The 20,786-nt window shown below is 35.7% G+C and carries 17 protein-coding genes and 1 tRNA gene; 1 reads left to right on the forward strand and 17 read right to left on the reverse strand.

What is annotated here, in order from left to right; genetic code table 11:
* Positions 1-12: 12 nt before the first annotated feature.
* From V6S17_RS12315 to V6S17_RS12335, 5 genes are all read right to left on the reverse strand, one after another.
* The gene (locus V6S17_RS12315; RefSeq protein WP_029091434.1) at positions 13-1,368 is read right to left on the reverse strand and encodes an MFS transporter; all 1,356 of its coding nucleotides are present in this window, start codon (positions 1,366-1,368) and stop codon (positions 13-15) included.
* A gap of 186 nt (positions 1,369-1,554) precedes the next feature.
* Complete coding sequence (locus tag V6S17_RS12320) at positions 1,555-4,035, reverse strand: GH39 family glycosyl hydrolase (RefSeq protein WP_029091433.1); 2,481 nt, start codon at positions 4,033-4,035, stop codon at positions 1,555-1,557.
* A gap of 262 nt (positions 4,036-4,297) precedes the next feature.
* Positions 4,298-4,504, reverse strand: coding sequence for a helix-turn-helix domain-containing protein (locus V6S17_RS12325; RefSeq protein WP_029091432.1), 207 nt, complete (start codon positions 4,502-4,504; stop codon positions 4,298-4,300).
* Positions 4,505-4,515: 11 nt separating this feature from the next.
* Positions 4,516-5,064 carry a DUF2975 domain-containing protein gene (locus V6S17_RS12330; RefSeq protein ID WP_029091431.1) on the reverse strand — a complete coding sequence of 183 codons (549 nt, stop codon included), beginning with the start codon at positions 5,062-5,064 and terminating at the stop codon, positions 4,516-4,518.
* Positions 5,065-5,237: 173 nt separating this feature from the next.
* Positions 5,238-5,456: an LPXTG cell wall anchor domain-containing protein gene (locus tag V6S17_RS12335; protein WP_157679002.1), complete on the reverse strand. Its 219-nt coding sequence runs from the start codon at positions 5,454-5,456 to the stop codon at positions 5,238-5,240.
* A 127-nt stretch (positions 5,457-5,583) separates the two neighbouring features.
* On the opposite strand from V6S17_RS12335, the gene V6S17_RS12340 reads away from it, so the two are divergent.
* Positions 5,584-5,967 (forward strand): hypothetical protein, encoded by a 384-nt coding sequence (locus V6S17_RS12340; RefSeq protein WP_338515697.1) that lies wholly within the window; start codon positions 5,584-5,586, stop codon positions 5,965-5,967.
* Here the strand turns inward: V6S17_RS12340 and V6S17_RS12345 are convergent.
* The 12 genes from V6S17_RS12345 to V6S17_RS12400 form a co-directional block, all read right to left on the reverse strand.
* On the reverse strand, positions 5,900-6,940 hold the full coding sequence (locus V6S17_RS12345) for a hypothetical protein (RefSeq protein WP_338515698.1): 1,041 nt from the start codon (positions 6,938-6,940) through the stop codon (positions 5,900-5,902). The genes V6S17_RS12340 and V6S17_RS12345 overlap by 68 nt on opposite strands.
* Before the next feature lie 208 nt (positions 6,941-7,148).
* Positions 7,149-7,709, reverse strand: coding sequence for a bifunctional transcriptional activator/DNA repair enzyme AdaA (locus tag V6S17_RS12350; RefSeq protein ID WP_029091929.1), 561 nt, complete (start codon positions 7,707-7,709; stop codon positions 7,149-7,151).
* A 41-nt stretch (positions 7,710-7,750) separates the two neighbouring features.
* On the reverse strand, positions 7,751-8,254 hold the full coding sequence (locus V6S17_RS12355; RefSeq protein WP_029091930.1) for a methylated-DNA--[protein]-cysteine S-methyltransferase: 504 nt from the start codon (positions 8,252-8,254) through the stop codon (positions 7,751-7,753).
* A gap of 194 nt (positions 8,255-8,448) precedes the next feature.
* A complete protein-coding gene (locus tag V6S17_RS12360; RefSeq protein ID WP_051457283.1) occupies positions 8,449-8,919 on the reverse strand; it encodes an MEKHLA domain-containing protein in 471 nt (156 codons plus the stop codon).
* Positions 8,920-8,934: 15 nt separating this feature from the next.
* Entirely contained in the window at positions 8,935-10,635 is a 1,701-nt protein-coding gene (locus V6S17_RS12365; protein WP_051457282.1) for a thiamine pyrophosphate-dependent enzyme, read from the reverse strand.
* Between the two features lie 653 nt (positions 10,636-11,288).
* Positions 11,289-12,266, reverse strand: coding sequence for an Abi family protein (locus V6S17_RS12370; RefSeq protein WP_051535996.1), 978 nt, complete (start codon positions 12,264-12,266; stop codon positions 11,289-11,291).
* Between the two features lie 501 nt (positions 12,267-12,767).
* Positions 12,768-12,840, reverse strand: a tRNA-Lys gene (locus V6S17_RS12375).
* A gap of 76 nt (positions 12,841-12,916) precedes the next feature.
* On the reverse strand, positions 12,917-13,804 hold the full coding sequence (locus tag V6S17_RS12380; protein ID WP_051535997.1) for a C39 family peptidase: 888 nt from the start codon (positions 13,802-13,804) through the stop codon (positions 12,917-12,919).
* 157 nt (positions 13,805-13,961) lie between these two features.
* Complete coding sequence (locus V6S17_RS12385; protein WP_029091931.1) at positions 13,962-15,251, reverse strand: adenylosuccinate synthase; 1,290 nt, start codon at positions 15,249-15,251, stop codon at positions 13,962-13,964.
* 255 nt (positions 15,252-15,506) lie between these two features.
* The gene (locus V6S17_RS12390; RefSeq protein WP_029091932.1) at positions 15,507-16,634 is read right to left on the reverse strand and encodes a mannitol-1-phosphate 5-dehydrogenase; all 1,128 of its coding nucleotides are present in this window, start codon (positions 16,632-16,634) and stop codon (positions 15,507-15,509) included.
* A complete protein-coding gene (locus V6S17_RS12395) occupies positions 16,631-18,712 on the reverse strand; it encodes a BglG family transcription antiterminator (RefSeq protein WP_029091933.1) in 2,082 nt (693 codons plus the stop codon). Before V6S17_RS12395 ends, V6S17_RS12390 begins: the two co-directional genes overlap by 4 nt.
* Before the next feature lie 129 nt (positions 18,713-18,841).
* Complete coding sequence (locus V6S17_RS12400) at positions 18,842-20,743, reverse strand: PTS mannitol transporter subunit IICBA (protein WP_029091934.1); 1,902 nt, start codon at positions 20,741-20,743, stop codon at positions 18,842-18,844.
* Positions 20,744-20,786: the final 43 nt, after the last annotated feature.

Here is a 20,786-nt window from a genome sequence, read left to right on the forward strand (position 1 = left end):
CCCTTTTCCATTTTAATCATGTTCGTGTTTGCCTTCTGCTAAGTCAGCACATATTTGTTTATATCTATCCGATGTTAAAATATAACTTCTCAACAAGAAAGCAATGATAACAAGACCTACTGCAGGAACAATTGCCAATACATATTGTAATCGCACTAATGTTTCAACTGTTTGAGTGCCTGTTGGTGTATAGCCAATACCTGTTAGAATCCAACCTGCAAAAGCGCCTGATAAACCTGTTGCTAATTTTGAACTGATTGTATTAGTTGAGAAGATAATACTTTCCGTACGATGACCCGTCTTCCATTCACCATACTCAACCGTTGAAGCAACCATGTTTGTAATAAGCAATGAGTAAACACCTAATAACGCATTAGAAACGCCATCAATCACGATGTAATAACTAGAAACATCCGTATTAATAATATATAACATTGAAATAAGTGCTTGGAATATAATAAAAACAGTCATGATTTTTTTATCGCTATATTTTTTAATTAATTTCGGAGCAAACGCGACCAGAAATAACGTTAGTGGCAAACTCAGCATTGATGCAAAGGACCCTAGACTATCATTACCCAATTGATATTTATAGAAGTAAATAACAAGGGCACCTTTTAAAGATACTGGGATATAAATAAACATCTTCGCCACGATGATAGAAATAAGTGGCTTGTTCGCTGATAAGGCACTAATCATTTGTTTAACAGTTACTTTTTCTTTTGCTGCTTTACCTTTAGAATCAACATCTTCTGTAATTAATGACAATGATTTCGCTAAAGTGACTCCTGCGATTGTAAAGATAACTGCTAAAATAATACTGAGGTAAAGAAAGCCAGTATTATAATTACCTGAACCGAGTAAATTCACTAACGGCATTTGTACAATTCCTAAACCAAAGGCTGCAAAAAGAATTCCCATTTTTGCTACTGTTAATAACTTCATGCGCTTTCCTTCTTCTTTTGTAATCGAAGGAACTAATGACCAATATGAGATATCAAAGAACGCATAGGCTGTCCAAAATAAAATCGTCAGGATATAGATATATACTAAGTAGGCGCCTTGGCTAATTGGCGGGTGGTAAAATAAGGCCACCAATAACAAACTAATGACAACTGGCATTACCGTAATGTAGGGCTTATACTTTCCCCACTTTGTGTCAGTCTTTTCGATTAAGACAGCTGCAATTGGATCTGCAATCAAACCATAAATACGAACAACTAATAATACCGTTCCGATTGTTGCGGCTGAAAAACCAGCTGCTTCAGTGAAAAAAAACAAATAAGCACCTGTCATCAAACCATAAATAAGATTTTGACCGATTCCTCCAAACGTGAAATTCTTAATAATCTTATTGAAATTATTCATATTTTCACTCCTCTAATTTTTTAATACCTTAAGTATAGTGATTCTGAAATTTAAAAACTAACTGTCTCACCCTTTTAAACTAACGAATCCTTTACCAATTAAAGCGCTTCCAATTAAAAAATCCTGAAAATTGTCAAAAAAAAGAGAGTGTTATGTACTAACCTCTCCAATTTTATGGCAACACTGTTATTCCTCTCTATATTTCAATGAAATTAAACGCACTTCATGCGGCAACATTGTCAATTCTAATGAATATTCATCCTTTATTTCAACCATACGACTGCTGACTGCTGGAGTAGCTGTTTCTTTAAGATGGCGTTCTAATGTCATACTGTTTTCCAACGCGCCCGTTGCCAACCACTTGTCATAGGCAGAACCCTGTAATTGATTCACTTTTTTCTCTGTTACCTGATAATAACCAGGTTCTATTTTTCGCAGCAGGTAAATAACCCGCTTTTCCATTTTATGCTTAAAAACATTATAGCGTTCCTTATCTGTAATATGTGCATGATTAAACTCTTTGTATAGATTATCGTATTCCTGAAAATTATGAACTAATATTTGATAATTCTTTTTACGATCGGTTGTTATTATCAAATGGTCATCTTGATACACAACTGTTTCTGTTAACTCTGCTAACAAGCAAAACGCATAATAACTCGGTTTTTTTATACCTTCACGCGTAACTAAACCAAAACCTCCATAAAACAGGTCATCGGTTAATTGAATTTCAGGGAATATATCTGATAACGTCCAAAATGATAACACATCAACATGTCTATATGCTGAAATAACATTTTTAACAATAAATGACGCCATGAACACCGTATCGTGTATTAAATCAAATAAATCGGATGAAGAATTCCACTCAGTAACCACTGTACGATGATTTTTAATACTATCACTCTGTTGTATCTTATCTTTAATATTTTTAACCATCTTCTCGATATAATCAGGTTCAGCATAATGATAGAGACCTTTTCGTGATGTTGGTAAAATAGAAATATCCGAAAGGTTCTTTTTCCATTCAATCGGATAAATATGGTATGTAAAACTTTCTAATTCTAGCTTCTCTTTGCTGATATATTCCAGCGCAACGTCCGTCCAATCATGTTCTGTAATCGCCCAGCTTGTTGTACTAAATCCACTTACTTTTAAGTTTTTATGACAGCTTTTAATTGCATGGTAAGTGTCTTTGAAAAAAACTAAATAATCCATTTGTGTTCCATGCCAATAAAAATTAGTAATATCTGGTTCATTCCAAATTTCAAACTCCCAACTTAGAACTTCATCTATACCGTATCGACCAATTACATGTCGTATAAAACCACTTACGAGTTTTTTCCATTTATGGATATCTTTTGGCATTGTTGTATTTGCCTTCCAAAAATACATTGTTTTATCTTCACTTGCCAATTCTTTAGGCATGAAGCCAATTTCAACAAAGGGCTTTAAGTGATTGTTTACAAAAAAATCAAAGATCCGATTAATCGTTCTAAAATTAAACATCACTTCACCGTCAGCATCTTCATGATAAACCATCAACTCATCTGAAAAAATACCGTGAAATCTAACAAACTTAATACCAATGTCTGTCTGAGCTAGTAATAACTGTTGCCGTACATCAGCATCCAATAAATCTTCTGCTCGGCCAATACCAACTGTTTGTATTAACTCTTTTTTAAACGACCCACCATTGGTTGCCACCATATCAACAACTCCATTAACAAATGTCATTTCTTTTTCCATATACATTTGCGTATTCGTCTCTTTAACCAATGCAAACAAACTCGTTAATGAATCATTTTTACTTAAATTGATGTAGTTGTATAACCTATTTTGAATCTCATCATCCGTATATTCAAGACGACTATTTTTAATCCTAAATTGCTTTGGTGTCATATGATACCTTTTTTTGAATTGATCATTGAAAGAACTCAATGAAACAAAGCCATGGTTCAAACTAATTTCACTAATATTTTCATCTGTTTGCAACAAATCGTAACATGTAAGTTGCATACGGTAACTCATAATGTACTCTGAAAGATTGACTCCCAAATTTTTTTTAAACAAACGTGACAAATAGGATTGATTAAAATTAAATTGCTTTGCTAAACTACTTAATGTAAGCTGATTCGAAATATTATCATTGATATAGAATAAAATTTTGAACATCAAATCATCGAGATGTTCAATTTCACTACTGTCTCTTTCTATTAATAACAACTCTGTCAATGTCACTAATAGTTGTAAAATATTGATTTTCCGCTCAATACGACTAAGATTTCCTTTCAACTCTATCACTGCAAACTGTACAAGTTCTTTTACAATGCCACTCTCTAGTATAACTTTATCGGGCTTAACAACAAAAATCTTATCGCGATAAGATGGCATTTCCTGATTGATAAATTCACTGCTAATTTGAATAACCGATACAATGTTCCCAGCCGTTCCTTCCAACGAGTGACGCACTAGACTTGGAACAATAATCACGTCTTCTTTATTTAATTCATACGTCTCTTTGCCAATGTGAACAGATAACTGCCCTTCAATAACCATAATAATTTCAATAAATTCATGCCAATGAAATGGTACCAACCTTACTTCATGTAATAAATGATTGTAAGGCAAATCTCCGTCAGTAAAATTAACTTTTTCAAAATACATCGTTAGCCACAGCTCCTCATTTTGATAACGTTTTCACATCGCAAGTATAAATTAATTTCACACTGTATTCAAATCAATTTACACTGATTGATTATTTTCAAAGGATCCTTGTGACACTTCAATCTGGAGAAATTCCACCTTCCTTTACCTACTTACAACTTACACTGCTGTAAAATAATAATACTGCTAACACCAGGCATCCTGATACTAGCAGTATTATCTATTTATGAAAGATTCTGTTCTGATTTTAATGCGACTCTATTTACTCATCTGAGTACTCTAAAATATCACCTGGTTGGCACTCTAACACTCGACAAATTTCATTCAGAGTCGAAAAGCGGATAGCACTGACTTTACCGGTTTTTATTTTTGATAAATTAACATTTGCGACGCCGACTTGCTCTGATAATTCTTTCAATGACATTTTGCGTTTCAACATTACTTCATCTAATTTTAAAATTATTGCCATTTCATTTCACCTCATAAAGTTTCATCAGATTCAATTTGCAATTCCACTCCGTGTCGCATCACTTCAGTAAGACAGAAGAAAATAAATGCTAAAAACAATGTCATATCGATACCAAATTCAAAACTATATCCTGGCAGAAAAATTGTTTTAAGTAATGATAGCATTATTTGTGGGGCGATTGCATAGCTCAATACTAATACTGCTATTTTATGTAACCTCTTCACTTGTAGCATTTTAAAAGGTTTAAAATCTCTTTTTAGGTCTTGAAATATTTTACTTGTTAACCAAAAAATAGCAACCAATAATAGGGCACTCATCAGCATAACGATTAGATAAATAATTTTCATAGACACGGAATAATCTTTACCATTATCGATAGTACTCACAAATGAAATAACAGCAAATGATTCGTTTAACATATTAAAATCTTCTATCTTACCTAAATTAATCTTATTTATAAATGTAAAAATAACTACTAATATAGATAAAAATGCCATCCCAATAGCTAATATTTTGAATCCAATATCTAATACTGCCGTTAAAAGTTTGTATTTTTTCATAAATAACGCCTCCTTCATCTATTATTAATATATCACGATAATTAATGATAATCAATAATTAATTAACGATAAACATTAATATTAATTGTGGGTTATCTAGAAATAAACAAAAAAATACCGAAAGTTTTAGTTAAACATTAACTTTCGGCAGTTTATCAGGCTATCTATTACCTTTAAGAAGTTATTTCAATCGTTTTCTCCTTGTTGCTACTAATGAAAAAATCCCCCAAAACAATCAACAGTACACCCATCAAAGTTGTAGATGCTTTATTCTCTTTTTCACCTGTTTCAGGTAGCTCTTTAGCATTTGTCACTTCATTTTTATTGCTTGTTATCGTTCCCAATTGATTTGAAGTTTCATCCGTTGTTGAGCTTGCCCCTGGTGGTGTCATATCTTTTGAAGTTGAACCAGTTTGTGTACTTGGTGTTGGGGGCGTTGTTTCTCTCGTTGTTGAGCTGGGTTCTGCTGTAGTCGTTGAATCAGTCGTTGTACTTGATGTTGGGAGCGTTGTTTCTCTTGTGGTTGAGCTGGGTTCTGTTGTGGTTGTTGAATCAGTTGGTGTACTTGATGTTGGGGGCGTTGTTTCTCTTGTGGTTGAGCTGGGTTCTGTTGTAGTCGTTGAATCAGTCGTTGTACTTGATGTTGGGGGCGTTGTTTCTCTTGTGGTTGAGCTGGGTTCTGTTGTAGTCGTTGAATCAGTTGTTGTACTTGATGTTGGGGGCGTTGTTTCTCTTGTGGTTGAGCTTGGCTCTGTTGTAGTCGTTGAATCAGTTGTTGTACTTGATGTTGGGGGCGTTGTTTCTCTTGTGGTTGAGCTTGGCTCTGTTGTAGTCGTTAATCAGTTGTTGTACTTGATGTTGGGGGCGTTGTTTCTCTTGTGGTTGAGCTTGGCTCTGTTGTAGTCGTTGAATCAGTTGTTGTACTTGATGTTGGGGGCGTTGTTTCTCTTGTGGTTGAGCTTGGCTCTGTTGTAGTCGTTGAATCAGTTGTTGTACTTGATGTTGGGGGCGTTGTTTCTCTTGTGGTTGAGCTTGGCTCTGTTGTAGTCGTTGAATCAGTTGTCGAATTCGTCTCTGAAGTTGTACTTTCACTGGTCGTTGGACCATCATCCCTCAATAGTGTATAAGGTTGTATAATCGTAACCGAATATTCGAACGGCCCATAAATAGAGCCCGTATAGGTCACTCGTACTTCACTATTACCGGTTAAATTATTCCACGTTACTTTACCATTTTCATAGATGCCTTCTTTTGTCGCATTAACATTGATTGTGGGGAAACCTGTTTCAACATAAGGAAGATCCAATTCAAACGTCGGACTGGTTAACGTCACAGTCGGTAACGTAATTGTTTGGTTATTCGGGTTGGATGCATAGAAAGTCTCTGCTGGATATTGTGCTATTGGAGAAAAATCTCTAATTTGATTATTTTCAAAATGAAAAACGGAATACCTAGGTAATTTCGGAACATCATTAAACATAGACAAATCACTAATGTTATTTGATGAAACATCAAAAAAGAAATAATTACCTGTAGATGCCTCCCAATTATTGAAAATTGGTAACAACGGTGATAAGTCACTGATATTATTTTCACTTAAGTACATCTCACCTAGATTCAAGGCATACCCTAGCCCTTCCAAACTCGAAATATTCTTATTAACGGCCCTCAACTCTTTAAGTTTCAATAATGATTCGTCTGTTATGTCTGTATCGTCATTTAAATTTAATGTATCTTTAATCACGGTTCTCAATGCATTATCTGGGATAATTACTTGAGTCGCTGCCTTTGCATCTATACCAGTAAAACTTGCCGTACAGATAATTAACACTGCAGAAATAACACTGATTAGACCTCTTCTATGCCTCTTATTCATCTCAATCAACCTCTCCTCCATTTTTTGAAAAACAATTTAAAGACCCCTTCTTAATTGTTTTTTTATAAAATACCCTTATTTCCAATAAGAGAAACGCTGATGACATATGGATATAGTAAGTGATATTTATATAACCAAACAAAAAATAACATGTATCAAACGTAAAAAAACGATTGATACATGTTATTTTTGTTGATTGCACTTCACTCTAACTATCATTTTTTTTCGCATGTCTCTTTCGATATTGTAGCGGTGATTCGCCATACTTTTCACGAAATTTTTTAATAAAATAAGAGACATTTTCAATACCTGCTTTTTCTGCAATCACTTTTATCGCTAAATTACTTTGCAACAATTCTTTTTTTGCCGCCTGCAACCGTAGTTCTATTAACCTTTGTTGTGGTGTGATTCCTGTGAATTTTTTATATACATGGCGTAAGTAGGAAGGTGAACCATGAGCTAAATGACCTAAGTCCTCCAAACTTAATTTTTGCGCGTACTTCGTTTCTAAAATATTATTAATTGTTTTTATCCATTCCTCATTGTCTACTGGTTCGCCTAACGGCTGACATCTCTTACATTGCCGATATCCCCTCTGGCCGGGTTCATTTTTATCATAGTATACTGTAATATTTTGTCGGTTTGGCATTTTTGAAGGGCATGACGGGCGACAAAATATTTTTGTGCTTTTTACGGCATACCAAAAAATACCATCATATGTTTTATCATTATTTTTAATAGCTGCCCATTCTATATCTGTCACACTCACACACAATACCTTCTTTCTTTAACCACTTACCTTTAAAATGATTATATCTGGGTACCCTCTATTTTTAACAGTTCTACTTTTCTATTTACCCCGCCGGCATATCCGGTTAAAGAACCATTACTGCCTATCACACGATGACACGGCATAATAATCGAAATTGGATTATGTCCCACCGCACCACCAACGGCTCTGGCCGAACCGATATCCCCACCATATAAAAGGCGCAATTTGTCTACAATTGCTTGATACGTCATTGTTTCTCCATAAGGGATTGTTATCAATACCTCACATACTTTTTTTCGGAAATCTGTCACCTTTGGGGCTAATACAAGTTGCCCCATCGTTGGGATATGCCCCATGAAATATTCATCTAGCCAACGTTTAGCTTCATCAATCATTAAATCTTGACCTGTAACGGCCTCTTCCAAATGGTAACCCGCACCATAATATTTCTGTTCTGAAAACCATACACCAATTAACGCTGTTCCATCACTCAACAACAATAAATTGCCTAACGGTGATTCATAGTCGCTTTTTATTAACATCTTCTCATCCTCCCATTTCGTTGTGATAAAACGTCATGAAACTACTTTTTCTCTTTAATCAGCTCTTCAATATATTATAGCAGTTTTAAAGATGTCAAAATGTCACTATCTGTCTTTCTAAATAATGCTAATTTACAGAACAAAAAGACACCACTTAAAAAGTGAGGTCTTTTTATATAAAATTATTTAGAAGATTATACGTTAGTTAAAGAGTCTTTATCACTTTTAATCATCGCAGCAATGCCAATCATTTCACCTGACTCATTGATTACTTTCCAAATACTTCCCTCAGTTATTTCAAATAATTGTCCATTGCTATCAATTCTTGTACCCGTGTAACTATTGGATATTCCTCTTAGCGTTACTTCTTCCAACATCTCATTACGTTGTTTTTGGTTTTGTGGTGGTGCACTTTTACGAGAAGGTAGTGCTAAAAATTGTTCTAAACTATAACCGAAAATTGTTTGCGCATGTTGATTAGCGTATATAAAATGGGGATCTTCTGCAATGTTTTGGACCAATAACCCATAAGGTGCCTCTTCCTCTAACCACCGTTGTCTTTGTTCCTCTTGCTTTTCTTCTGAAATAGGTAAATTTTCCCCCATCCAAATTTTATAAGAAGCATCAATGAGTGAAAGTATTTGATCTCTTTTTTTGCCATCCATTTTTGTCATCCTCTCTTATAAATTACGCACCCGTGGATTTTGTCCCAAAATTTGATTCGGATAAACAGGGATCGTCACTAAAATAGATTGTTTTTTATACCTTTCAAGTTCATTTAAAATATCTTCAAAATTCGATAAATCTGGTGCTACAGTATAACTAAGCCAACCAGAGGCTTCAGCTATTTTTCCATAATCTACCTGTTGTAATGTATCATGGTATTTTTCTGGAGGAACACTTGGCAATATTGCAGGCAGTCCTTGCGCTACAATTGAATAAGTATGATTGTCTAAAATAAATAAAACGATGCCTAAATTTTTAGCTTCATTTAAACTTCCACCATATAATCTAAAACAACCATCACCACTAAACAAGTAAATACGCTTATCTGGTTGTGCTAACTTTGCCCCTACAGCTACGCCATAGGCACCACCCATAGCTGATCCTCGGTAAAAAGAAAAATAAGTGATAGTGTCATTGGGTCTTTGTGTAACATACTGATAATCTTTATACGCGAGACAAACATCGCTGATAACCAAACTCCCCGGTTGCCACCACTTGTGCAAATGTTGGTAAACTATTTTCATATCTGCGTAATGGGCACGGGGTGGTTCAAGAACACATGTATTCAATTCAACTGGCGCAAGGGGGCTTGCCGTTGTACTGTACACTTCGCGTTTACCTTCTGTAATAATCGTTTTTAAAACCTTAGTGATAGGTGCGTTTATTTGATGGAATTCATGTAACGCGCTATGCTGAAAACTCCCTCGGATGTGACCATATGCATTGGCTGTTTGTGTGATAAAAAAGACATCTCCAGCTGCAAATTTTTGTAAATTCGTTGTGTACTCATCAGGTGTAACACCTACACAGATGACAACATCATCTTCAGTCATTGACTCCCATAAATTTAACGCTTTATCGTTTCCACCAAACGAGATACAGCCATAACCATAAGGGTTTTCACTCCCAACACAGTTGACACCATTCATACTCCAGACTGTTGCGGCTGCCAATTCAATAGAGACCGCTGTTGTTAATTGTCTTATATCCGTTTCATGTAACCCTTCTTCTCCTACTAAAAGAAGCACGCGGCGATCCTTTACTTTTTTCTTTAATAATTGAACGAAAATAGCTATTTCTATACTGCTATCATGTAACTTGTTTTTAATAATTTTTGGTTCTTCTGACATTGGTAAGTTCATGATTTCATTATCCAATAAAAAAACAACTGCCTTTCGGGACAATAATGCTTTTCCTGCCTGTTCTAAGTATTTTGCAAAGGTATATGGATTATCTAATAGAAAGACATCTTCTATTTCAGCCTCTAATTGTTTAATAATATTGCTCCCATAAATTGAGGTATCCTGTAATGCACTATCTTCTTGATGACGTCTGGTTGAAATCGGAAAAATATACACCGATGGAATATCATGTAGTTTAGCATCGGATAAGCCACATGCTAACAGTTTAGTTGCGGCTCCAGTCGTAGCAATAGCTCCTCCCACCTTACCCGTTGCAAGGTAATGACCTAGTGGGGCAAAGCCCGCAGGGTATTCACTGATAGTAAATAACGCTGGTTTTATTTGATTGGGTTCATAAGGTGTTAAGTATTTCACATAATGAACAACCCCACCCCCAGTTACACCTGTATATATATCAATACCAAAAGCAGCCAGGTAGTCTACTAACGTTTCAAATCCATCTCTTTTATTCATAGCTGCATTTCTCCCTTTTTATTAAATCCTTATCAGATATATTATTAATCTTGATGTTTCAAATGAACACTTCACCAGCCAAAATCTCAATAAGGCACATTAGTGGTATACCCTTAAAAATAGAGTTAAACACATGTTAGGTAGCGTTTTTTTGTTGATAGTTTTATCAAAATGTATTTTTATCAACTCATTTTATGCATAAAAAAAGACTGCTTATACCACTTGAAAAGTGAGATATAAACAATCGGGCTAGTAATTACTTATACAACTAGTTTTGATTTTAAATGAGCTGATTTAATTGAGCAATTATCTATCAACTTAAATTCATTTTACCTCTATTTTTAGAATTTACCATTTAAGCTTAGAGGAACTTCATTCATTTTTTATTTTTTCTACGACCACAGATTTCTTTAAGACATCTCACGAATGAAAATACTCAAAAAGACTGCACGTATCGCTTCTAAATACCTGAAAGTACTATGGTGTAAGCAGTCTCTACTATGTATGAAATTAATAAAAAAATAAACTACTTAAGACAAACTAGAACAGTATGTTTGTCTTAAATAGTTTATAATTTGATTTAAACCGTACCGAATCTCTTCAGTCTGGCCCAGCGGTCGAATCACCGATTCACTGTTTCTATAAATAAAATACTACAGCTTATTGTCATAATTGTCAAGAATTAAACGTAATGTACTGAAAAACTTCATTATCTCACTCCCTTGATTAAGATAATGAAATCTAAGAGTACTCCTATCTACAAGACTAGATAAATCTTCACACCTATTTACCCTAGACCCTTGTCCCTTAACGAATTCGTCATGCATATATAATACACATATTACATCGTGAATTTTTTTCATTTTATAATATGGTTTCTTAATGTTTAACTTGAAGCAATACCCAACTAAGCAATTATTGACGTGCTCCAAAGGATTACTTGATAAATCAAATAGAAACGGTGTGCTGTGCATACTCATATTTCTTACTCTTTTCACACCCGCTAATAACCCGCGTAAAGAACTGACGGACAAACCTTTTTTTGGGTACCTATTCAAATAAAATTCAAGCAATCGCGTAAACTCACCGAAGGACATTATTTCTAAAACTGCCCAAACAGGCGGACAATCTTTGTGAGTATTGTAAAGTGCATACTGATAATTAGAAATATGACTAGCTTTTTTAAAAAGAGAATTTTTTGAAATAGGTGAATGAGACTTTTCAGTAGATTGAATAAACTGTTCGATAATATCATAACCATCTAAATTATTATTTTCAGTCACTTCCTTCATCAAAAGTGTTTTTAAGCTGTGTTCAATATCTAAACAAAACTGAGCAAGAATATATCGCAGTTGCATATCCACACTCGCTATATCCCCCAAATAAGAAAACTCTAGATTTAAATATTTACCTTCACTACTCTTGTTAAAATTTCGTTTGTAAACAGTTAATTTATAATAGTAGTTCAAATTTTCTAAGTTCTTTTTGGCATTTTCTTTTGTAACTATTGAGAATTTAACGCCCTTAACTTCTAAGGCATTCAACAATGTAATGAGGTCTTTTTTTGGATACCTGATTTTATGCTCTTTTATTTCTTCAATTTTCAAGGTGCAACCATCTTGTTTTGTCACATAAATTCTCCTATTTTAATATTTAACTAAAGTCTATCGTTTATTAGAACATTATGCAACCTTAATCAAAAACACTATAACTTACCCTGAAAATCTGTTTCACCCAGTAAGTAACAATAAACATATAAACTCATGACATTATGACAGTTCTGATTGAGAGTGACTATAAGGGAAAATCGGTCTCTGAATATCCTGCAGTGTAATCACCTTACCATAGCTTTACCCACGGCTGGAAATGACTGCAAAAACAGCTACCCAAAGGTAGCTGTTAATTTAAAACAATCGAAAGGATTGGCACCTAAAAAATGGAACGGTACTGTTGCGCTATTAACATAAGGATTGGCACTCAATTTCCCGTGAAAATTTCCGTCCCATGCTGTTCTCGTAAGCGAATAAATTCGCAACAATGCCAACATAAGGATTGGTACTCAATTTTCCGTGAAAATTTCCGTCCCATGCTGTTCTCGTAAGCGAATAAATTCGCAACGATAACAGCAATAATGGGCTGTGGGGGGCTTGAACCCTCGACCCGCTGATTAAGAGTCAGCTGCTCTACCAACTGAGCTAACAACCCAAACTATCATATAACTCTTACAAATAATAGTATACGCTTCTTACTTATCAATGCAACTAATCGAGTTGCATCGCTATTACTTCGTTTTTTTTATGTATATCGCTTGGCTGCCCATCTGTTCCCAGGCTGCAATAAAATCAGCACGATTAACAGTTTGGTCTTTTTCACCATACGGATTATTTAAATACACGTTATCTTTATCAAAACCTGTTAAAACAACCGAATGCATATCATATGTGATGTCTATTGGTCCTGCGGCTGTCTCCCACGTCTGCATATTCGTAACTGGGCTAAATGTACTTGTAACGATTACCCACACTGGTTGGCCTTCAGAAAGTGCTTCTATCACATTACTAAAGCCTTTACCGCTAATGTCTTTCACTCTATTTGAATCGACATAATCTGTTGCTAATTGAGCTATCGGGTCATGATACACACCTAATCCTGGTGTTTCACCGGAAACACTTCCCACAAAACCTTCGTGAGGGTTCCCTTTTAATCCCGTTTCATCTTCTAATGGAACTGTCGTAATAGCCTCTGCCAATTGTTGTTTCGTAATATTAATATCATTAAAATTAAGCATCATGGCTAAAGATGTGACTTCACAACCATTAAATAAACGTGGATCATCCATTTGATTCAATAATGGTACATCAATTTTAGCACTACGGTTAGAGTTTTCTTTTTTCACTTGTTGTTTTTTTATAACTTTAAATTTTTCAGAATATTTCTTGATATCTTTTTTATCGGTTAGTTCTTTAATCGTTTTCTCAACTCGTTTAATATCAGTTGCTTGTAAAGTATCTGCAGCTGTTTCAAACTCTTTATCTAAACGCATAACAATCACTTCTTGTGATCTTTTTTCAGTTGCCTTTGTATGAAACTGACAAACACTAACAAATGTCACTACAATAATTGCAGTAATTACTAGCGCTGAAATACGTCGTTGCTTTTTTGTTAACAATTTTCTCACCCCTAACTACTCGTTACCCTATCCAATAAATCCACAATGTTTCACATGAAACTATTACACTTATCCCTTACTTTAACTGTAACATAACTCATCTTACTTCAATAAAAAAAAGACTTATCCGCAACAGTGCAGATAAGTCTTAAACTATTTATTTTGACCAAACATCTTTAAGTACAATTGTTTGTTTACGATCAGGACCAACAGAGAACATTGATACAGGGACCTTAGTCAATTCAGCAATACGTTCAACATAACGTTGTGCTGCTTCTGGTAATTCTTCAAAAGAAGTAACACCTGTAATGTCTTCACTCCAACCTGGCATTTCTTCATAAACAGGTTCACATTTAGCTAACTCTTTTAAGCTAGCTGGGAATTCACGCGTGATAGCACCGTTGTATTTGTATGCTGTACAAATTTTCAAGGTATCTAAACCGCTAAGTACATCTAAAAGCATGACAGATAAGTCAGTTAGACCACTCACACGACAAGCATGTGAAACAACCACACTATCAAACCAACCTACACGACGCTTACGTCCTGTAACTGTTCCATATTCGCGACCAATTTCACGAATACGATCGCCGATTTCATCATCTAATTGTGTTGGGAATGGACCGTCACCTACACGAGAGCTGTATGCCTTAACTACACCTACAACATAATCAACTTTAGATGGTCCTACACCCGAACCATTAGCTACACCACCAGCAGTAGGGTTAGAAGAAGTTACATACGGATATGTTCCTTGATCAATATCTAACATTACGCCTTGTGCACCTTCAAATAAAACACGTTTATTTTCATCTAAAGCATCATTTAAAATAATTGAAGTGTCACAAACTAACTCTTTAATTTGTTGACCATACTCATAAAACTCTTCGAAAATCTCTTCGAATGTAAAGCCTTCTACTTCGTAAAAGCGTTCAAACATACGGTTCTTTTCACCAAGATTATAAAGTAATTTTTCTTTGAATACTTCTTTATCTAATAAATCTACCATACGGATACCCACACGCGATGCTTTATCCATGTATGCTGGTCCAATACCTTTATTAGTTGTACCAATTTTATTATCGCCACGACGTGCTTCATCTGCTTCATCTAAACGAATATGGTACGGTAAAATAACATGCGCACGATTACTAATACGTAATGTAGACGTGTTAACGCCTTTATCTTGCAGATACTTCATTTCACGTAAAAGTGCTTTTGGATTAACAACCATTCCGTTGCCAATGATACTTAACTTATCATCATAAAAAATACCTGATGGAATCAATTGTAATTTATACGTTTCCCCATCAAACTTAATTGTATGACCTGCATTATCGCCACCTTGATAGCGTGCAATTATTTCGGCATGTTCACTTAAAAAGTCTGTGATTTTACCCTTACCTTCGTCACCCCATTGTGTACCTACTACAACAACTGAAGACATTCTAACACCTCATTCAAAAATTTTGTTATATACATTAAATCCACTCTCAATTTTACAACATTAAGCGTCTGTGGTCAATCTATTTACGAACAATGCTAAGCAATAACGATCTATCTGTTCGCTTTTGCTATCAGCTCTTAAGACATATACTGTTAGCAAGGCTTTTTACGGACAAATATCTGACAAATATTCAAAAAAACACCCTATCTAAAGATATAGCAAATTGCTAATCCTAATATAGGGTGGAATGTTATTTTAGTAGAAAGATACGACTTCTTTGTACAATGCATCTGTTTGTGTTAATCCACAGACCGTTGTCAATACATAATCTAAACCTTCTTCTTTCAACATCTTTTGTAGTTTAACAGCTTCATCATCAGATGCGTCATCAAATTTCAAGGCTGCGACAATTGCCTTCGCTAAATTTTCATGAGGAAGCCCCAATTTACCGGCCTCTACCGCAGGACGCACAAGACGATCTGCAGCACCCAATTTACGCAATGGAGAGCGTCCTACACGATCAACACCATCTGCCAAAAGTGGGTTTTCGAAACGATGGATAATTTTTTTGATATAAGCGGCATGTTCTGTCGCATCAAGACCATAACGTTTAATTAAATAACCACCCGTTTCACCTAAGGTTGCTTCCACTTGTTCATAAATTGCTTTGTCTTCTAATGTTTGATCAATTGTCGCATAACCTTTAGCATAACCGAGGTAAGCTGTTACCGCATGTCCTGTATTAACAGTGAATAATTTACGTTCAATAAAAGGCGCTAGGTCAGGAACAACTGTCATTCCAGTAATTTCTGGCAACGCTGTTTTACTTTCAACTACCCATTCATAATAAGCTTCTACCATTACATCTAAGCCTAAACCTTCGGGTTGCGCTGGCACAATACGATCGACCGCTGAATTACAGAAATGAACATGTTCTTTAATTTTCACTTTCGTTTCAGCATCGACCGCTGCTAAAATAGCATCTCGTAAAATATCTGTTGCTGAAATTTGGTTTTCACAGGCAATTACATACAAAGGTTCTCTAGAATGTTGTACACGTTTTGTGATTGCTTTTGCAATAGCAGGTGCGATTAATGGTAAAATACCTGCACCAATCGCTGTTGTTAAAAACGTCGCTTCGCCAATCAAGTCTTCTACTTCCGTGATTTGTGAGCCACTATTTAAGCCAGCCACTGGTTTAATAAGGCTTTCTTGCGGCGTTGGCTCTGCTGTAACAACTTTGTATTGTTTTTGTGTGTTTAATTGATCAATAACGGTTTGATTTAAATCGGCAAAGGTCACTTCATAACTTGCTTCATTTAGCAATGCGCCAATGAATCCACGCCCAATATTTCCTGCTCCAAAATGAATTGCTTTTTTCATGATTTATCATTCCTTTGTGTTTTATTTATAATATATTTTTGCAGTGCCTGTTCTAATTGTTTACGAATCAAAACTTCTTGCCCTGATGAAAAAACGGCAATATGTTTAGGACTCTCAATAATCAAGGCACTGATCATACTAACAATTTCAAGTTCTGACTGGCTAAGATTTTCAGGTGCCAGCATTAAAATAAAGTTATTCACCGGCCATTCACGTGCATCCATCCCTTTAAGATGATAAGGCTGTTGCGTTTGAACAATTGCAAATGATAGCTCAGAGATTTGTTCGTGTCGACAGTGATACAATGCCATATTAGTATCTGGTATCGCTAGTCCACCTTGCTTTTCTCGCCAGATAAGCTGTTCAAAAATATGATCTACGGCGCCCGTTTTTTTCATTTTCACATTCGCTTGTACCATGCGATAGAGTATCTTTTCATAAGATACACCACTTGTATCAAACGTCACTTTTAAATCATCTAACAAACTATGAACAGCCGCAAGCGTCTTGTCTAATTCACCAATAAATGTTGAAAAATCTTCTGTCAACGGCACGGGTTGTTCTTCAACCACGCGAGTTGATGATAGGTATTTTTTTTGTTCCATTATGACTGGTAAATGCTCTTTAATGTAGCGACGCACAGAACGTACATCTTCAATTGAGAGCAACGGGTTAACTAACAAATAATCTTTCGGTGGATGCTGTAACCGCACTGTCGATAAAACAATATCGTAGTCATTCCAATCCAATTTTTGCATATCTGTCATCGAAGCAATGGCGTGTTGCGTTAGCTCAGGCACTTCTTTTTTCAACCGTGTGGCTAACATTTTAGAGGCCCCAATACCTGTCGGACAGATAATCAATGTCGCAATATCGATTTGTTCTTTTTTCATTTCTAACGCTGAACCAAAATGAAGTACAATATAAGCCATCTCATCAATTGCTAATGCATGGCCATTTAATTCTTCTTGTATCGCTTTTTCAATAGCCATAAATAACAATGGATACTGGCGACGAATATCTGCTGATAAAGGATTGTATACAGTGATATTATTTTGAAACCTAAAAATTGCTGATGGCATATGGGCTAATAAACCTTGAAAAAGTGAAAAGTCATCCGTTAAATCAACATTCAGTTGATCAGAAACACTATTAATTAGCTGGTGCACTAAACGATTAATCAACAAACTATCATAACCGCCCATTGTTTCATTGAGTTGTACGGCACTCTGCCATAAAACAGCAACTTCATATTCTTCTACATGTGAGAGCGGTACATCCGACTGTTTTTTAAAATTGTGCGCAAATTTATAGGCATCATCCGTTAAACGCATAGACGGTTCGTGTGCTTCTAAAACGAAGCCACTCTCAATACGATGTAATGTAATCGCAAGTTGAATCAAAAAACGCATATAGGAGTTCATTGCCATTTGGTAGTGGGTATCCGCAATATATTTTTTTTCAAAACAGTTAATGTGCTTAATTGTATCGATAGGGATATAAGCAAACCAATCAACCGATTCTGTTTTTTCCTGCTCTAGTTCCAATAACAAATCAACTAATTGTTCATCAAAGTGTTGTAAAAGATAGTTCGCTAATGCTTGTCGCTTATTTTTCTCTAAACCGACTAATTGAATACCGCTACCTCGATAACGTTCCACACTTACTTGTAAGGGTGTTAACCATTCAGATAAAACATCCAAATAACTACTAGCCGTTTGCACAGATACGCCGACATCCGTAGCTAAACTACTTAATTTGTAAGGTTCTTGTTGATGCGCAAGTATTTTTAACAACAACCAGTTTTTTTCTTCGGGTGTTTGGTCTAACGCTTCAGCTTGATGTAGCTCTTGTGCTAATTTAAACATATTAGCATTCGTTCCAGCAATTTGAAATTCTTGTTCCGTCTTACTCAAGGAAAGATGAAAAGTAGCTAACGTATGAGACACATTTTTTAAATCTCGCTGTACAGTTCGACGGCTCACTTTTAGCTGCGAACTAAAATAGTCCAACGTATTGCCTGATTTGTTTTTTAATAGGGTCTCTAAGATAACTTTTTCACGCGTCGTTAAAAACACTGGACGTCCTCCTCTGTTTTCTGTCGGTAAAGTATATCATCTAGCAGCAACCACTGTCATTTTTACGAATCCGAGTCATAGCACCTTCCGTTAATCGGAAGATGCTTGCTCGACAAAGTCTTTTATTTGTTATTTCGCTTTTGTAAGATGATCAACGAGTGTTTCTTTATCCGTTGCAATCACCATTGCATCCACTTCCGACATATCTGCACACGTCTCAGCAATCATTGATAGTATTTCAAGATGATCGTTGTTTGCACCTGCGATTGCGAAGATTAATTTCACTTGGTTTCCATTAAAATCAACACCTTCTGGTACTTGAACAATAATGACACCTGATTTCTTCACAGCTTGTTTAGCCGCTTCAGTACCGTGTGGAATTGCTACTTCATTTCCCATATAAGTTGATAAGTCATTATCGCGAGTAATCATCGCTTCTACATAATCAGTTGCGACATATCCTTTTTCTACCAACTTTTCACCAGCAAATCGAATCGCTTCACCTTTGTTAGCAAAAGCTTTATTGAGATACACGTTTTCAGTGTTCAAAATTGCAAGATTTGCTGCACTTGAATTAACTGGTGTTGCTTCTTCTACCGCTTCACTTTCAGTATGTGTTGCTGTTAAACGTTCAATTAAATTATCATACTCTGGGCTATCTAAGAAATTATCCACAGAGATATGAAGTGCATTTGCCCGCTTATCTTTTGCACGTGGTGTTAATTCACGTTGTGTGATAATAATTTGAGCATCCGATGGCAATTGCGAAATCGCCGTGTTTGTTACTGTGATATCTAATTTTGCTTGTTTTACTTTTTTACGTAATAATGAGGCACCCATTGCGCTTGAACCCATACCGGCATCACAAGCAAATACGATTTTATTAACTGCCTTCAAATCTGTCGTTGAACTCGTATCCGTAAAATGACCTGCAACGCTACTTTCTTTACCTTTCATTGCATTCATTTTAGCTGTTGCATCTTCAATTGATTCATCTGATTTTTTACTAAAGCGTAAAATCAGTGCTGCGACAGCAAAAGAAACCACTGTTGCTACTATAACTCCAGCAAGGTTTGCACCGTAATTAGCAAAACCTTTTGGTGTTGCTGCTAGTACCGCCAAAATACTACCTGGTGATGCAGGCCCAATTAAACCTCCATTAAATAGTGTTAAAGTGAACACACCACTCATACCACCTGCGATTGCTGCAATGAGCAATGCGGGTTTCATTAAGATATATGGGAAATAGATTTCATGAATACCACCAACAAATTGGATAATTGCTGCACCTGGAGCTGTACGCTTAGCTGCACCTGTTCCAAATAAGCTAAGTGCTAACAAAATACCAAAACCTGGTCCTGGGTTTGCTTCAAGTAAGAACAACACCGACTTACCTGATTCTGCAGCTTGTTGTACACCTAAAGGTGTTAAGATACCTTGATTGATTGCGTTATTTAAAAATAGCACTTTACCTGGCTCAATAAAGATTGAAGCTAGTGGTAATAAGTTGGCATTAACAATCCAATCAACTGCGCTTGCTAATGTGTTATTAAGTGCTGCCATTACTGGGCCTACACCTTTCAAACCAATAACAGCTAAAATACCACCAAGGATACCTGCTGAGAAGTTGTTCACTAACATTTCAAGACCTGATTTGATTTTCCCTTCAATCAGAGCATCAAATTTTTTCATTAAGTAACCTGCAAGAGGTCCCATGATCATTGCACCTAAGAACATCGGCACATCTGATCCAACGATAACACCCATCGTTGCAATTGCACCAACAACTCCACCACGATGACCGTGGACGATTTTACCACCAGAAAAACCAATTAATAACGGAAGTAAATAGTTGACCATTGGCCCAACCAACTCAGCTATTGCTTTGTTTGGCCACCAACCATCTGGTATAAATAATGCTGTAATTAATCCCCAAGCAATGAATGCCCCTATATTAGGTAGAACCATTGAGCTTAAAAAGTTACCGAACTTTTGAATCCCTTGTCTACCACTTGCTTTTTCTTTTGCCATTGTTCATCCCTCTTCCCTTTTAAACGATTTGATATCGCTTTCA

Source organism: Brochothrix thermosphacta DSM 20171 = FSL F6-1036 (assembly GCF_036884295.1).
GTDB lineage: Bacteria > Bacillota > Bacilli > Lactobacillales > Listeriaceae > Brochothrix > Brochothrix thermosphacta.

What these genes read in the sequence shown, in the direction of transcription:
- V6S17_RS12335 (WP_157679002.1), bottom strand. Translation starts at nt 5,456, where the DNA reads ATGACACCACCAGGGGCAAGCTCAACAACGGATGAAACTTCAAATCAA.
- V6S17_RS12360 (WP_051457283.1), bottom strand. Translation starts at nt 8,919, where the DNA reads ATGGATGGCAAAAAAAGAGATCAAATACTTTCACTCATTGATGCTTCT.
- V6S17_RS12365 (WP_051457282.1), bottom strand. Translation starts at nt 10,635, where the DNA reads ATGAATAAAAGAGATGGATTTGAAACGTTAGTAGACTACCTGGCTGCT.
- V6S17_RS12345 (WP_338515698.1), bottom strand. Translation starts at nt 6,940, where the DNA reads ATGAATAAGAGGCATAGAAGAGGTCTAATCAGTGTTATTTCTGCAGTG.
- V6S17_RS12315 (WP_029091434.1), bottom strand. Translation starts at nt 1,368, where the DNA reads ATGAATAATTTCAATAAGATTATTAAGAATTTCACGTTTGGAGGAATC.
- V6S17_RS12320 (WP_029091433.1), bottom strand. Translation starts at nt 4,035, where the DNA reads ATGTATTTTGAAAAAGTTAATTTTACTGACGGAGATTTGCCTTACAAT.
- V6S17_RS12355 (WP_029091930.1), bottom strand. Translation starts at nt 8,254, where the DNA reads ATGTTAATAAAAAGCGACTATGAATCACCGTTAGGCAATTTATTGTTG.
- V6S17_RS12385 (WP_029091931.1), bottom strand. Translation starts at nt 15,251, where the DNA reads ATGTCTTCAGTTGTTGTAGTAGGTACACAATGGGGTGACGAAGGTAAG.
- V6S17_RS12400 (WP_029091934.1), bottom strand. Translation starts at nt 20,743, where the DNA reads ATGGCAAAAGAAAAAGCAAGTGGTAGACAAGGGATTCAAAAGTTCGGT.
- V6S17_RS12390 (WP_029091932.1), bottom strand. Translation starts at nt 16,634, where the DNA reads ATGAAAAAAGCAATTCATTTTGGAGCAGGAAATATTGGGCGTGGATTC.
- V6S17_RS12330 (WP_029091431.1), bottom strand. Translation starts at nt 5,064, where the DNA reads ATGAAAAAATACAAACTTTTAACGGCAGTATTAGATATTGGATTCAAA.
- V6S17_RS12325 (WP_029091432.1), bottom strand. Translation starts at nt 4,504, where the DNA reads ATGGCAATAATTTTAAAATTAGATGAAGTAATGTTGAAACGCAAAATG.